The 13,250-nt window shown below is 54.8% G+C and carries 14 protein-coding genes and 1 tRNA gene; 7 read left to right on the top strand and 8 right to left on the bottom strand.

Annotation, left to right across the window (positions count from 1 at the left end; translation table 11 throughout):
• Both ACMTNU_RS03990 and ACMTNU_RS03985 read left to right on the top strand, forming a co-directional pair.
• The coding region (locus tag ACMTNU_RS03990) for an RHS repeat domain-containing protein (protein ID WP_413933897.1) at window positions 1-2,095 on the top strand (2,095 nt) is incomplete at its 5' end.
• Between the two features lie 44 nt (window positions 2,096-2,139).
• Window positions 2,140-2,460: a hypothetical protein gene (locus tag ACMTNU_RS03985; protein WP_413933896.1), complete on the top strand. Its 321-nt coding sequence runs from the start codon at window positions 2,140-2,142 to the stop codon at window positions 2,458-2,460.
• Between the two features lie 557 nt (window positions 2,461-3,017).
• Here ACMTNU_RS03985 and ACMTNU_RS03980 read toward each other — a convergent pair.
• The 8 genes from ACMTNU_RS03980 to ACMTNU_RS03945 form a co-directional block, all read right to left on the bottom strand.
• Entirely contained in the window at window positions 3,018-3,554 is a 537-nt protein-coding gene (locus ACMTNU_RS03980) for a hypothetical protein (protein ID WP_413933895.1), read from the bottom strand.
• A 178-nt stretch (window positions 3,555-3,732) separates the two neighbouring features.
• The gene (locus ACMTNU_RS03975; RefSeq protein ID WP_413933894.1) at window positions 3,733-4,026 is read right to left on the bottom strand and encodes a hypothetical protein; all 294 of its coding nucleotides are present in this window, start codon (window positions 4,024-4,026) and stop codon (window positions 3,733-3,735) included.
• 114 nt (window positions 4,027-4,140) lie between these two features.
• Window positions 4,141-5,391 carry a Glu/Leu/Phe/Val family dehydrogenase gene (locus ACMTNU_RS03970; protein ID WP_413933893.1) on the bottom strand — a complete coding sequence of 417 codons (1,251 nt, stop codon included), beginning with the start codon at window positions 5,389-5,391 and terminating at the stop codon, window positions 4,141-4,143.
• A 44-nt stretch (window positions 5,392-5,435) separates the two neighbouring features.
• Window positions 5,436-6,149, bottom strand: coding sequence for a lipoyl(octanoyl) transferase LipB (gene lipB, locus ACMTNU_RS03965; RefSeq protein WP_413933892.1), 714 nt, complete (start codon window positions 6,147-6,149; stop codon window positions 5,436-5,438).
• 210 nt (window positions 6,150-6,359) lie between these two features.
• A complete protein-coding gene (locus tag ACMTNU_RS03960) occupies window positions 6,360-7,616 on the bottom strand; it encodes an RNA polymerase sigma factor RpoD/SigA (protein WP_413933891.1) in 1,257 nt (418 codons plus the stop codon).
• A gap of 267 nt (window positions 7,617-7,883) precedes the next feature.
• A complete protein-coding gene (locus tag ACMTNU_RS03955; protein WP_413933890.1) occupies window positions 7,884-8,630 on the bottom strand; it encodes a slipin family protein in 747 nt (248 codons plus the stop codon).
• Between the two features lie 24 nt (window positions 8,631-8,654).
• Window positions 8,655-9,602, bottom strand: a complete 948-nt coding sequence (locus tag ACMTNU_RS03950; protein WP_413933889.1) for an NfeD family protein — start codon at window positions 9,600-9,602, stop codon at window positions 8,655-8,657.
• On the bottom strand, window positions 9,586-9,984 hold the full coding sequence (locus ACMTNU_RS03945; protein ID WP_413933888.1) for a hypothetical protein: 399 nt from the start codon (window positions 9,982-9,984) through the stop codon (window positions 9,586-9,588). The genes ACMTNU_RS03950 and ACMTNU_RS03945 overlap by 17 nt, the downstream gene beginning before the upstream one ends.
• Before the next feature lie 98 nt (window positions 9,985-10,082).
• Here ACMTNU_RS03945 and ACMTNU_RS03940 point away from each other — a divergent pair, with 98 nt between their 5' ends.
• From ACMTNU_RS03940 to ACMTNU_RS03920, 5 genes are all read left to right on the top strand, one after another.
• A complete protein-coding gene (locus tag ACMTNU_RS03940) occupies window positions 10,083-10,967 on the top strand; it encodes a tRNA (adenine-N1)-methyltransferase (protein ID WP_413933887.1) in 885 nt (294 codons plus the stop codon).
• Window positions 10,964-11,725, top strand: a complete 762-nt coding sequence (locus ACMTNU_RS03935; protein ID WP_413933886.1) for an SDR family NAD(P)-dependent oxidoreductase — start codon at window positions 10,964-10,966, stop codon at window positions 11,723-11,725. The genes ACMTNU_RS03940 and ACMTNU_RS03935 overlap by 4 nt, the downstream gene beginning before the upstream one ends.
• Window positions 11,726-11,748: 23 nt before the next feature.
• Complete coding sequence (locus ACMTNU_RS03930; protein WP_413933885.1) at window positions 11,749-12,603, top strand: shikimate dehydrogenase; 855 nt, start codon at window positions 11,749-11,751, stop codon at window positions 12,601-12,603.
• Window positions 12,600-13,100 (top strand): shikimate kinase, encoded by a 501-nt coding sequence (locus tag ACMTNU_RS03925; protein WP_413933884.1) that lies wholly within the window; start codon window positions 12,600-12,602, stop codon window positions 13,098-13,100. Before ACMTNU_RS03930 ends, ACMTNU_RS03925 begins: the two co-directional genes overlap by 4 nt.
• 65 nt (window positions 13,101-13,165) lie before the next feature.
• Window positions 13,166-13,242, top strand: a tRNA-Arg gene (locus ACMTNU_RS03920).
• The last annotated feature ends 8 nt before the right edge of the window (window positions 13,243-13,250 follow it).

Here is a 13,250-nt window from a genome sequence, read left to right as displayed (position 1 = left end):
CCTCCAGACCTCAGATCATAGGGTGAAGACGTCCACTTTTTCGAGCTTACCTCAGACGAGCTTGACCGATCCGAGAGGCCTGCAGGCGCAGTTTCGGTACGACGGGACGAACCGCGTGACCGAGATTGCCGATGCCCGGCAGGGGTTGACGCGATTCAGCTATGATCAAAATGGGAACCTGCTCACGGTGACCGATGCGAAGAACCAGCAGACCACGTACACGTATGATGCGATGGATCGGTTGGCGACGCGGAAGGATGCGCTGAACCGGCCAGAGAGTTATCAATATGACGTGGCTGGAAATTTGAGCCAATTCACGGATCGCAAAAATCAGCAAACCACCTTTGAGTACGATGGGCTCAATCGTCGGACCAAGGCACAGTATCAGGGCGACGGCACCGAAACGACCTTTGTCTATGATGCGGTGGGAAGGCTCACAAAGGCGAGCGACACGGCCACTGGAGCGGGGACCATCGATTTCGCCTATGACACGTTGGATCGCTTGATCCAGGAAGTCACCGGGCAAGGGACGGTCAGCTATCAGTATGATGTGTTGGGCAGAAGAACTCAGATGGTCGCCAACGGCCAGCAACCGGTCACCTATGGCTATGATGCCGCGTCACGCTTGACGCAAGTCGCGCAAGGCTCACTCACCGTCGGGCTCGGTTACGATAACGCGAACCGTCGCACCTCGTTGACGTATCCCAACGGGACCAGCACGAGCTATGTGTACGATGTGGCGTCGAGACTCACCAACATCAACCACTTGGGTCCGAGTGGGATCATCGAGGCGCTGACGTATCAGTACGATGCAGCGGGCAACAGGACCAGCCTGACAAGAAACAATGCCGCCGCTTCGTTGCTACCAGCGGCAGTCGCCTCAGCCACCTATGATGTCGCCAATGAACAGACCGCGTTCGCGGGTGCGACGCTCACGTATGACAGCAATGGGAATCTCACGAATGATGGAACGAACACCTATGTGTGGGATGCAAGGAACCGGTTGGCCAGCATCAGCGGGGGAGCGACGGCGAGCTTTAACTACGATGCGCTTGGGCGGCGAGTGCACAAAACACGGAGCACGCCGTTGCCAGCAGTCAGCACAACCTTCTTGTATGACGGGAACGATATTGCCGCCGAGATTGGTGGAGGAGCGGTGGGTGCGAACTATCTCCGCTCGTTGAACATCGATGAACCGTTCGTTCGGCAAACCGGGACCGGGAATGAGTTTTATCACACCGATGCGTTGGGCAGCAGCCTCGTCATGAGTAATGCCCAAGGTGATTCGGGAACAACCTACACCTATGAGCCATTCGGGAAGACGACGGTGAGCGACACCAGTGCCAATCCGTTCCAGTACACGGGCCGGGAAAATGACGGGACGGGGCTGTTGTACTACCGAACGAGGTACTATAGCCCGACCTTTAGTCGATTCGTATCCAGGGACTCAATAGGCTTTGGTGGTGGGATTAACGTTTATGCATACGTGGGAAACAGTCCAAATCACTGGATTGATCCGATGGGATTGGATAAGTGTGAAAATGATTCAGGTGCCGGAACCAATGCTTTGATTGATACTGGCGTATTTGTCGGTCAACAACTGGGAGATGCGGGCACAGTTAGAAATGATTACCAAGCTGCGGTGAATAGTCTTGATCCGAATGATAGCCAAGGACGTTCTGCAGCCAAAGCAGCGGCCCGGGCGAATACTCCACCGTTGGTTCGCTATCCACTCCAATCTCTGCGACCAGGTTTGGGCCCTAACACCGGCTCAACTGGATCGGCAAATGTTAGCAATCCTTCAGTCAATGCACTGGGTAGAGCACTCCAAGTGGGTGGTAGAGGGTTGCTCGCGGTATCTGTAGCAGCTGATGTGCACGACGTAGCAACGTCTTGCAAGCCCTTTAGATCACTAATGTCGGCAAGCTTTGGCGTACTTGGGAGCATAGCTGGAGGTTCTGCTGGAGCCGTCGGCGGAAGTTTTGTTACGCCTTTTGTAGGAACCGTTGCTGGGGGGATTGGTGGGGCAGCTGCAGGAGGTGCATTCGGTAGATCGATTGGAAGTACATTCTATAATTATGTTGTTGGCCAATAGACAGCTCAAAATTGTACGCCGCTTTAAAGGAAAGGGATCTAGAAATGCAAGAGATAGGCGATGAGGGTCTTTCATTTTGTGAAGTGGGTAAACCCCCAGTCCGAATTGCTTGGAATGACATTCAAGAAATTACTGTGTACAAGAAAGATCTTTTGACTGAAGACCTGATATGTTTTGATTTGAAGGTGATACGCAATGAAATGCATATGACATACACAATTAATGAAGAAATGAAGGGTTTTACCGAAATAGAAAAAGCACTTCAACGCTCCCTGCCCCATTTTGATAAGACTTGGCGAAACAAAATAATTAAGCCAGCCTTTGAATCGAACCGTCTGTGCGTATTTTCTCGTGAGGCGAAATAATGGTATGTCCTGCCCGCCTGTTCGGCGGACATTTTTGAGCGATTCGGGGGCTCATTGGCCCCTAGATCTCCCTGCAACCTTTCAGCGTGACCCGACTTATTCTCCAGCCGGAATACATTTGTTCGTGCCAGCCGACTGTTCTCATTGTCCAGCTCCATTCGCACTGTCCCGTCCAGCTGTCCGGCGGACATCTCTGAGAGATTCATGAACGGTTTGTCGTCCGAATCCCGCCTCACTACCGCATCGTGAACTGATTTCTCAGCCTCGTTACGCGAATTTCTGCTGTCGGCTCTCCCTTTTTCCCCTCTGTCCGCCGCATTCGAATGGACTTGTCCGCTATCCTCACGGACAATGTCTGTAGAGCTCCTCTGACCGCTCGCCACTGCCTCTGGCCACTAGCCCGGCTGCGCCCTGAAGACATCGATTCCCGCCCAGACCTCGGCAGGTGTCCGGCCCAGTCTTGTAGCGAAGGGAGAAAAGAACTGGCTGTCGGAGGTCCGCCTCCAATGAGAGTGGATCAAGACCCAACAGGCTGTCGAGTGAGGAAGGCGGACGAATTACTGCGGTTGGGAAAACTCTATATTGATGTCTTTACCTAGATAGTTCACTTGAAATCCTTGCTTGTCGTAGGCCAGGATGGCCCCCATCACGTTTTCATCGCCGTATTCTTCCTTCCCGAGTATTTTTCGGATGTCATCCGGGCTTTCGCTGTTGAGGACATTGCGAAAGATCCCCCTTGTTCGATGGGAAAATCGGTTATTGATGAATAGCAAATCGACCTTGCCGTCTTGGATCCGGACACCAGCCATTGGGCCTGTCGGTTTGCGTTGATCAAGCAGGAAGATGAACGTGGCTTCTTGTTCAACTTTAATTCCAAGAGTCTTCCGATTCACCAGGGTCTCAAGGGTCTCGACGGCCTTCGCTTCTGGATCGCCGAGTTTGACCCCAAAGAGGGACACGGTGTTGCTGGAAATGGCCTTTGGCTCTGTGACGTCGTGTTCACTCAATTCATAGGGCTCAGCCAGAGTGAATGTGGGTACAGAGAGAAGGCCAGATAAGACAATGACTGCGAGGTAATGTGGAGTCTCTTGCATGGTGTCGTCACTCTCTATCGTGGAGTCAGGTGATCTCTTGAAATTATCGTCAGAAACTGGATTGGAAAACTACATCCGACAAATTGTAACGAATCATCTCCTGTCCCCGCAAGAAAGCTGTATGGAGCTGCGTGGCTTTTCTACGAATTGAGAAGAGTCATTCTACTGCGCTTGTGGATCATGAAGCGGGTTTTGTGTCCAGCAACAGGCGTCCGAGTTGTCGGAGTCGGAAAAAGTATGGCCGGCACTCAGCGTCGAGCTCGTCGGTCAAATCATCCAAGTCATCCAAGCAGTCCTTCAGAATGGCACATCGCTGAGCATCGAGGCCATCTGAGCTGTCGAGATAGTAGACGACACAACCACCGATCACGGTATCGATGGTCATCAACGGCCCTTGATGGGGACTTGAAAACTGTGGCCAGCCATCCGCGCAATGGTGCTCCCAGGCAGTGATAATCGCGTTACGATCCACGAGCGGTTCCTTGTTCGATCGACCGGCTGGATGCTCGCACCCTAACCCAGGGACAGGCCAAGGGGCAAGTCATACGTCAGGTGCTGAAACGGGGCGCCTGCGCCCCATGGGTGCTCAGGGATAGAGCCCACGCTGGAGATGCGCCTGAGCAACCTGATCAATTCCGCTCATGAGCGCCGCCATTCTCATGGAAACGCGACGTTCGCTGGAGAATCGAAGGGTCCGGTGAAAGGCAGAGGTAATGATGTCTTGCAGGCGATTCTGGATATCGGCGGCACTCCAGAAAAAGCGCTGTAGGTCCTGCACCCACTCAAAGTAGGAGACAATGACGCCCCCAGAATTGGCAAGAATATCCGGGATGACAAAGATACCCTTGTCGGCCAGGATGTGGTCGGCCTCCAGTGTCGTCGGACCGTTTGCACCCTCGGAGAGGATACGGCACTTCAGGCGATCGGCATTCTTGCCGGTGATTTGTTCCGACAAGGCGGCAGGAACAAGGACGGTACACTCCAGTTGAAGCAATTCCTCGTTCGTGATGGCGTCTCCCAGCTTGGTTTGATGAAGAGGTTGACTGGGGTCACGTCGCATCAGAGTCGCGATGTCCAATCCCTTTGGATTGTAGATTCCCCCAGAGACATCGCTGACTGCAATCACGCGTGCGCCCTGTTGCTGCATGATGCGAGCGGTGTGTGCACCGACGTTTCCAAATCCCTGCACGGCTACGGTCGCAGTCTCAATCGATAGATTGAGATGGCGTAAAGCCTCCAATGTGACATACACGACACCTCTGCCGGTGGCTTCCTCACGGCCAAGACTCCCTCCAATAGAAAGCGGTTTACCGGTTACGACTCCGGGAACCGCATAGCCGACTTGCTGGCTATAGGTGTCCATCATCCAGGCCATGATCTGCGCATCGGTGCCGACATCAGGAGCGGGGACATCTTTGTCCGGCCCGATCAGGGGAAAAATTTCTGCCGCATACCGCCTGGTCAACCGTTGAAGCTCACCTGGTGAAAGGCTTTTGGGAGCCACCTGCACCCCGCCTTTCGCACCGCCGTAGGGAAGCCCGGCGAGTGCACACTTCCATGTCATCCACATGGCGAGGGCGGCTACTTCGCCGAGACTCACATCCGGATGGTAGCGCACGCCTCCCTTCGAAGGCCCTCGGGAGGAATCATGTTGAACACGGTAACCGGTAAAGACCTCGACGCGTCCGTCGTCCATTCGCACTGGGAGACTGACCATGAGAGAGCGTTGGGGGAGTTTCAGTCGCTCACGGAGGTTGGTATCAAGCCCCATGGCCTCCGCTGCTTGATCGAACTGGGCCACCGCTAAACGGAAGGTTGGGGTATCAAGCTCCTGCATAGGCCTCCTTGAGGGCGATCCGTCCAAGCTTGTAGATCGGTTTATCATTCCGCACTGGTTTCGGAAAGAGAAAACACCTCTGTGAAAGTTTGAGCCAGTATTTGCTTGACGGCATCCACCGAGATCGGAGCGTGGCGTAGAGCGGCCATTGATGTGACGAGACAATCGGTCAGTCCACAGGGGTGGATCCGGTGAAATGGAGTCAGGTCGAGATCGACGTTGATGGCCAAGCCATGCAAGGTGACCCCACGGTCGATCCGTACTCCGATAAAGGCAATTTTCCGAGGTTCTGGGGTCATCACCCAAACGCCTGGCTTTCCCTCGAGACGACTGCCGGTGATATTCCAGGAGCTGAGTAATCGAATCACGACGTCTTCGAACAGTTGGACGAGTTGTTTCGGCCCGGTAGCATGGCGATCAACCTTGAGAATAGGATACGCCACAACTTGCCCAGGACCGTGATACGTCACCGAGCCGCCACGATTCACCCGGTGCAGCTCTGCGCCTGATTGACACAATGCCATTTCATTTCCACCCCAATCAGATCGTCGGGTCCGTCGTCCCAGTGTGTAGACAGGCTGGTGTTCCAGGATGAGAACAGTGTCTGGTTGTAGGCCGAGAAACCGGTCCTCGTGCAGGCGACATTGCAAGTCCCATCCTGCGAGATAGGGGACCGGTGCGGAGAAAACACGAACGACACCTCCCTGCATCTGGCGACTATTCCCCTGTGGGGTCGTCACGGGAGTGAAGTGGATCATAAGGTGGTAGACCCTAGAGATCGGTGCCCTGTTGAACAACAGTCAGATCCGCACAGATATCGATGCCGGGCAGTGGCGGGAGATGCGAGAACACCAGGCCTCCGCATGGTGAAGTCATTCTGGCATAACTCACCATGCGGAGGGAAGGCAGGTTGTATTGAAAATCGAGCTACTCTAAAACCCTTCTAGGTCTCTTGTACATTTGAACATCTACCTGATCGCCGCGAACAGTTCCTTAATCGCTGGGGTCTTCAGTTTTTTTAAGGCTTTTGCTTCAATCTGACGGATGCGTTCCCGTGTGACGGACAGGCTTTGCCCCACCTGCTCGAGGGTACTGGATTCATCATACCCTATGCCAAATCGTAGCCGGATCACCGTCTGTTCGCGTGGGGTGAGCGTGCTCAAGATATGATCGAGTTGTTCCGTCAGCTCACTCCGGTGGACATTGGCGTCCGGTGGGACGGCTTGGTGATCTGGAATCACGTCGCCAAACTGGGTATCTCCATCACCGATCGGAGTTTCCAGAGCCACCGGCTCTTGGAAGGCCTGTACCGTCTCTCGGAGTCGCTCAGGGCGCATGCGGAGCACTTGAGCGACCTCTTCCAACCGGGCCGGTCGTCCCAATTGCTGGCACAGTCTCCGCATCACTCGAAGAATACGGTGCGAGGCTTCGGTTTGATGAACCGGAACGCGGATCGTTCGAGATTGGTCCGCAAGCGATCGAGTGATCCCTTGACGGATCCACCAGGTCGCGTATGTGCTGAACTTGAATCCCTTTCGATATTGATACCGTTCCGCCGCCTTCATCAGCCCGATGTTGCCTTCTTGCACGAGATCCAACAGGCTCAACCCTCGACCGGTGTAATGTTTGGCGACGTCGACGACCAAGCGAAGATTACACCGAACAAGCTCGTCCTTGCCTTGTTCTAAAATCACTCGTGCAGTGCGTATTTCGCCCAGCACTATCTCCAATGGTTTCGCAAGGGAAGCCGGGGGATGAAGGTCGGCACTAGATGGATGGAGCACGGTATTCAAAGCCTTCTCTGCACTGTCCAACGCAGTGGCAGAGAGACCGCTTAGTCGTCGGACCGATAGGAGCAGCTTTGCACTCTCTGCACAAGCAGGAATCCGTCGAGCCTTGAGTAACGTTCTCGTGGCTTGCCGTAAAGCAGCTCGAATGCGCCTGGTTCCCTGATCCACCCGCTTGGCAATCAGGATTTCTTCTTCGCGCGACAGGAGACCTCGCTCACCGAATGAACGGAAGTATAACGATTCCAAGAGAAATGGACTGGCCGCCTGACTCGCTCGCGTGGCCGGTCTGGATTTTCGCTTCGAGCGGGACGCCTCACCCGTGCTGCGACCAATTCGGCCTAGCATTCCGCTTGCCCTGGCGTCGTCGGCATCGACATCGGAGGAAAACTTCTGTTGTACGTCTATCTCTTCTTCGACCCGCAATTCTTCTTTCATGGCGCCACCCTTCCTAAGAGGTTAAACATCCTCTTCTCTTTCACTCGTTGGAGCTCGGTTCAGCCGAAAAGATTCATCCAGATCAGGCCGTATGCAGTGGTTCAAAGAAGCAAAAGAGATGCTGGCTGGAAGATGAGAAATGAAGAAGGAGATCAGCTCGATAAATCGAGAAGATTAACGTGAGTTAATGAGAACAATTGAAGGGCACTGTCGCATGAATGCGGCATCTATGTGGAATTCGCATCAGCTCTTGACCGAAACGCCACACTATTTCGATAAGAGACCCTTAATGAAAGGAGCAAGCGTATCGATGGGAATCGGAAAGATTGTCGTGGAATTCTTTTCGGCGGCGATTTCTACCAGCGTTTGGAGATACCGGAGTTGAAGGGCGGCCGGGTTTTGGCTGATCACGTTAGCGGCCTCTGCGAGCTTCTGTGCGGCCTGAAACTCTCCTTCCGCATGGATGATTTTGGCACGACGTTCCCGTTCAGCCTCGGCCTGTCGAGCGATGGCTCGTTGCATGTCTTGCGGAATATCGACATTCTTCACTTCAACGGCCGTGACCTTCACGCCCCAAGGTTCGGTCTGTTGATCGATGATGCGTTGCAGTTCGGCGTTGATGTCGTCACGTTTCGACAGCAAGTCATCAAATTGGCTCTGCCCGAGCACGCTGCGCAAGGTGGTCTGGGCCACCTGAGAGGTAGAGTAGAGATAGTCTTGAACGGCCAGGACGGCGCGTTGCGGGTCCACGACTCTGAGAAAAATGACGGCATTCACCTTCACGGAGATGTTGTCTCGTGTGATCACATCCTGCGAAGGAACTTCCATGGTGACGGTTTGGAGATTGACCCGTACTATTTGCTGCAGCCCCGGAATCACCAGCCGGATTCCCGGGCCCTTGACTGTGTGGAACTTACCGAGAACAAACACGACGAGCCGTTCATACTCCATGACGCGTTTAAAGCTGGCATAGAGCAAGAGGCCGAGTAAGACAAACGGGATCAGTAATGACATAACAGCTCCTTGTTTCCGGGCGGGTCATTGATGAGGTGGGGTTACGGTCACGGTCAATCCTTCGACCGACACCACCTCCGCAGTCTCCCCTTGTCGAATCGGACGTTGACTGATCGCGTCCCAAATTTCACCGTGGATCGTGATTTGGCCACGTGGGTTCAAGTCTGTCTTGGCAACGGCGAGCACGCCGATCATGCCCTCTGCGCCGGTGACCGGTTTGCCGCGACCACTCTTCACGGCCATCCATGCAACGACACCGACCAAGCCACCGGCGGCCAGGACCGTCGGCAATAGGAAAGATAGAGACACCTGGAGGTAGGGCGCATCACTCTTGATAAGCAAGAGACCGCCCAAGGTCATCGCGGCCAAACCACCCAGCGCAAGGAGTCCATAGCTGGTGACTGAGATATCGAGCAACAAGAAAACCGCGCCGAGGATGACCAGGAGTGCTCCCGCATAGTTCACGGGAAGCGACTGGAGCGAATAAAAAGCCAGAATCAAACTGATAGCGCCGATGATCCCAGGCAGGATCGCTCCGGGACTATAGAGTTCGGCCATGATTCCGATCGTCCCGATCGACATCAGCAGATAGGCGATGTTCGGGTCACTCAGGATTTTGAGCAATTCGAGGCGCGTCCCCAGGGGAAAATCGTGAAGCGTGGTAGTCTCAGTCGCAAGCGTGATCGAGCTGTTGAGAAGACTGACTTTTCTGCCATTTAATTGTTTCAACAGCGCGGGAATGTTCTCAGCCACGATGTCGATGATCTTAAGCCTGAAGGCTTCTTGTTCTGTGGCGGACACGCTTTTCCGAACTGCCTCTTCGGCCCATGAGATATTGCGTCCACGCTGGTCCGCGAGGCTTTTGATATAGGCCACGGCGTCGTTCTCGACCTTTTCCTTCATCGTACTGTCCATCTCACCGCCACCCATGGCGACGGGGTGGGCGGCTCCGATGTTAGTTCCGTGGGCCATCGCAGCGACATGGGCGGGCCATCGTGAGAAAGACACCGGCAGAGGCGGCGCGGCCTCCTGAAGGAGCGACGTAGACGATGACGGGAGTGGTGGATGCGGTCATATCTTTGATCATCAAGCGCATGGAGGTGTCTAGCCCTCCGGGCGTGTCCAGTTTCAAGATGAGGGCGTGGGCACCCGAGGTCTGAGCGAATGTGAGCGCATCGTGCAGATACTCCGCCGCGACGGGGTTAATGACTCCTTCATAGGTTGCTACCACGATCTCAGAGCTATGCGCGGGACTTAGGGAAAGAATCGGACAGAGGGCCACATAGAGACTCACAATCGCTGTTGTAAGGCGAGGCCAACGGGAACAGCTCTTGTGCCGAATCCGAAGAGGCATTGTTTGAAGTATCTTAAGGATAAGAAGATCTTACGAGCCCCTCACTACCCTGTCAAGGAAGAGCCCTTGGTTGCAAACCGAGGAGGGAACCTCCTAGAATGCGCGCCATGTCTCAGCTTGCCAACGGCGACCGCATCCACCTCGTCGATCAAAAAAAGCGTCAGTATGCCCTCACGCTGAAGGCGGGAGAAACCTATCAATTCAGTGGGCAGAAGATCGCCCATGACGCGCTCATCGGTCGTCCTGACGGGTCCATCGTGACGCTCTCAGGCGGAAAGAGGATGATGGCGCTCAAACCGACCTTTGGCGACTATGTACTCAAAATGCCGCGCGGGGCACAGGTTCTCTATCCAAAAGATCTTGCCATTATCCCTATGTGGGCGGACGTCTATCCGGGAGCGAGGGTCTTTGAAGCTGGCACCGGTTCAGGGGCGTTGACCATGGCCTTGTTGCGTGCGGTGGGGCCAGAGGGTCTCGTGGTGACGTACGAGCTTCGAGAAGACTTTGCACGGACGGCCCAGACGAATATCGCCCGCGTGATGAATCCGGTGAACTTGCGTACGTTTCGGAAAAGTGCCTATGAGGGTATCGGGCTCCTCGACGATGGGATTCCCTTCGATCGGGTAGTGCTGGATTTGCCGGAACCCTGGCAGGTCATTCCCCATGCCGTCAATGCGCTTCGATCAGGCGGGATCTATCTGAGCTTTGTTCCCACGATTCCGCAAGTGATGCAAACCGTTGAGGCACTTGAGCGGACAACTGTGTTTGGGATGATCGAAACCTTTGAGACGTTGCTGCGGACCTGGTCGGTACAGGGCAGGAGCGTGCGGCCTGATCATCGGATGGTGGCGCATTCCGGATTTCTCACGGTGGCAAGGAAAGTGGAACCGGGTTTGTTCCGTTCGATAGCTGGAAGAGCGGATTCTTCCGGTGGAGACCGGGATGGGACATCCGAGGACGCAGAAGAGGAGCAGAGCGAATGAACAGGTTAAACGGCAAGGTCGCTGTGGTGACCGGAGGGAACGCCGGGATCGGCGAAGCAATCGCGAAACGTTTTGCCGATGAAGGGGCGTCAGTGGTGGTCACCGGGCGCCGGCAATCGGAGTTGGATCGGGTGGTGAAGATCCTTCAGCAGGGCAACGGGAAGGTCCTGGCTGTAGCCGGGTCGGTCACGGACGAGAAGCATGTGCAAGATGTGGTCAGGAAAACCGTCGATAGCTTCGGTCGAATTGATATTCTCGTGAACAATGCGGGGCTCGGTGATTTTGGCAAGCGGTTGCATGAGACCGACGATGCGACATGGAGCATGGTCTTGGATATCAATTTGACTGGTGTGTTTCGAATGACCCGGGCGATTGTTCCCCAGATGTTGAAACAAGGGCGTGGCGCCATTGTGAACATTTCATCTGTTGCCAGTTTGGTCGGTATCTCTGGGTTATCAGCCTACACCGCGTCCAAAGGAGGACTTGATGCGCTCACGAGGGCGTTGGCCATCGATTATGCCAAAGACGGGATCCGGTGCAATGTGGTCAATCCTGCTCTGATCAATACTCCTATGGCGGCACCGCTTATGGCGAATCCGGAGATGCTCCAGTCGCTACTTTCGCAATATGCCATTCGCCGTGCCGGGACTCCCGAGGAAGTTGCCAGCATGGTGTTATACCTGGCGTCTGACGAGGCTGTATGGGTGACTGGGGGAACATTCACGATTGATGGCGGGATGACGGTCTACAAAGGGTAGTCGGTGCGATGATAGGGGCAAGAATGGATATTGATGCTCAAACCCAGTTTTGCGGGGTGATTGGCAATCCAGTCGGCCATTCTTTGTCGCCTGCCATCCATAATGCGGCGTTTCGTGCATTAGGGCTCAACTTTGTCTATCTGGCCTGGCAAGTGGAAGCGATCGGTGATGCCATCAAGGGACTTCGTGCTCTAGGAAATTTCCGAGGGGCGAGCGTGACAATTCCTCACAAGGTGGCGGCGATGCAGTTTCTTGATCATGTGGAGCCGACCGCCAAGCGGATAGGGGCAATCAATACCATTGTGGCGGAAAAGGGCAAGTTGACCGGGCACAACACTGATGCGACTGGTGCATTGCGGGCACTACGTGAAGGCGGAATCGAGCTGACGGGCCGACACATCGTAGTGCTTGGCTCAGGGGGAGCGGCACGAGCAATCGCCTTCGCATTGGCGGAGGAGTCCGGCGCGGAACAGTTGACGTTGCTGGGAATTGAAGAGCTGGAGCGGACGCGCTTAGCCGAGGACATTCGTCCCACGACAGCGGTCACAGTAGAGGATTCTTATCTCGATGAGGCCGCTCTGCGTCGGGTTCTTCCTGACGCGCACGTCCTGATTCATTGCACTCCGGTCGGTATGTCTCCCAAAGCCGATATGACTTGTGTCCCTGCGTCGCTTCTCCACGCGGGGCTCGCTGTCATGGATATCGTCTATAACCCGCGGGAAACGCAGTTACTGAAAGATGCCAAACGCGCGGGGTGCAAGACGATTCCTGGGCTAGAAATGTTTCTCAATCAGGCCGTCACGCAATTTGAGCTTTGGACCAATCAAACAGCTCCGGTTGCGGTCATGCGCGCGGTCTTGGAGTCGCATTTCCAATGAACGTGGTGCTGATTGGCTATCGTGGTACGGGGAAGAGTACGGTCGGAAAGGTTGTAGCCGTTCGTCTCGGTTGCGAATTGCTCTCTACCGATACCGAGATTGTAAAGTTGGCAGGGCAAACCATTCCGCAGATCGTTGAACAATATGGCTGGGAGTACTTTCGCGATCTAGAAACCAAGATGTGCCAGGGGCTCGCCGGTAAGGACGGGTTGGTGCTCGATACCGGTGGCGGTGCCATTCTTCGACCACAGAATGTCGATATGCTGAAACGCACGGGAAAGCTGTTCTGGCTGACGGCGTCAGTGGAGACCATTGCCAAGCGAATTGGGTCCGACACGCAACGACCGTCTCTTACCGGCACCAAGTCCTTTATTGATGAAATCCAAGATGTGTTGCGAGAGCGTGCTCCGAAGTATCAAGCAGCGGCTGATCATGTGATTGAGACGGAGGGAAAGTCCGTCTCGCAAGTGGCCGATGAGATTCTGGCACGACTATAGTGCTCTTGATCACTTCCTCAACCTTGACAAGTCTTGCCGGAACATGATTCATGTTGAGACTGGTTGCGCCCGTAGCTCAGTTGGATAGAGCGCCGGGCTTCGAACCCGTAGGTCGCAGGTTCAATTCCTGCCGGGCGCACCATGAATTCA

The sequence above is a fragment of the Nitrospira sp. BLG_1 genome (assembly GCF_047338595.1).
Classification (GTDB): domain Bacteria; phylum Nitrospirota; class Nitrospiria; order Nitrospirales; family Nitrospiraceae; genus Nitrospira_D.
Note: the sequence above shows the minus strand (reverse complement) of the source record. Positions and strands in the feature narration are given on the sequence as shown.

Coding starts and splice junctions, on each gene's coding strand:
- ACMTNU_RS03940 (WP_413933887.1), top strand. CDS start 10,083: ATGCGCGCCATGTCTCAGCTTGCCAACGGCGACCGCATCCACCTCGTC.
- ACMTNU_RS03950 (WP_413933889.1), bottom strand. CDS start 9,602: ATGGCCCACGGAACTAACATCGGAGCCGCCCACCCCGTCGCCATGGGT.
- lipB (WP_413933892.1), bottom strand. CDS start 6,149: ATGATCCACTTCACTCCCGTGACGACCCCACAGGGGAATAGTCGCCAG.
- ACMTNU_RS03980 (WP_413933895.1), bottom strand. CDS start 3,554: ATGCAAGAGACTCCACATTACCTCGCAGTCATTGTCTTATCTGGCCTT.
- ACMTNU_RS03930 (WP_413933885.1), top strand. CDS start 11,749: ATGGATATTGATGCTCAAACCCAGTTTTGCGGGGTGATTGGCAATCCA.
- ACMTNU_RS03955 (WP_413933890.1), bottom strand. CDS start 8,630: ATGTCATTACTGATCCCGTTTGTCTTACTCGGCCTCTTGCTCTATGCC.
- ACMTNU_RS03985 (WP_413933896.1), top strand. CDS start 2,140: ATGCAAGAGATAGGCGATGAGGGTCTTTCATTTTGTGAAGTGGGTAAA.
- ACMTNU_RS03960 (WP_413933891.1), bottom strand. CDS start 7,616: ATGAAAGAAGAATTGCGGGTCGAAGAAGAGATAGACGTACAACAGAAG.
- ACMTNU_RS03935 (WP_413933886.1), top strand. CDS start 10,964: ATGAACAGGTTAAACGGCAAGGTCGCTGTGGTGACCGGAGGGAACGCC.
- ACMTNU_RS03970 (WP_413933893.1), bottom strand. CDS start 5,391: ATGCAGGAGCTTGATACCCCAACCTTCCGTTTAGCGGTGGCCCAGTTC.
- ACMTNU_RS03945 (WP_413933888.1), bottom strand. CDS start 9,984: ATGCCTCTTCGGATTCGGCACAAGAGCTGTTCCCGTTGGCCTCGCCTT.
- ACMTNU_RS03925 (WP_413933884.1), top strand. CDS start 12,600: ATGAACGTGGTGCTGATTGGCTATCGTGGTACGGGGAAGAGTACGGTC.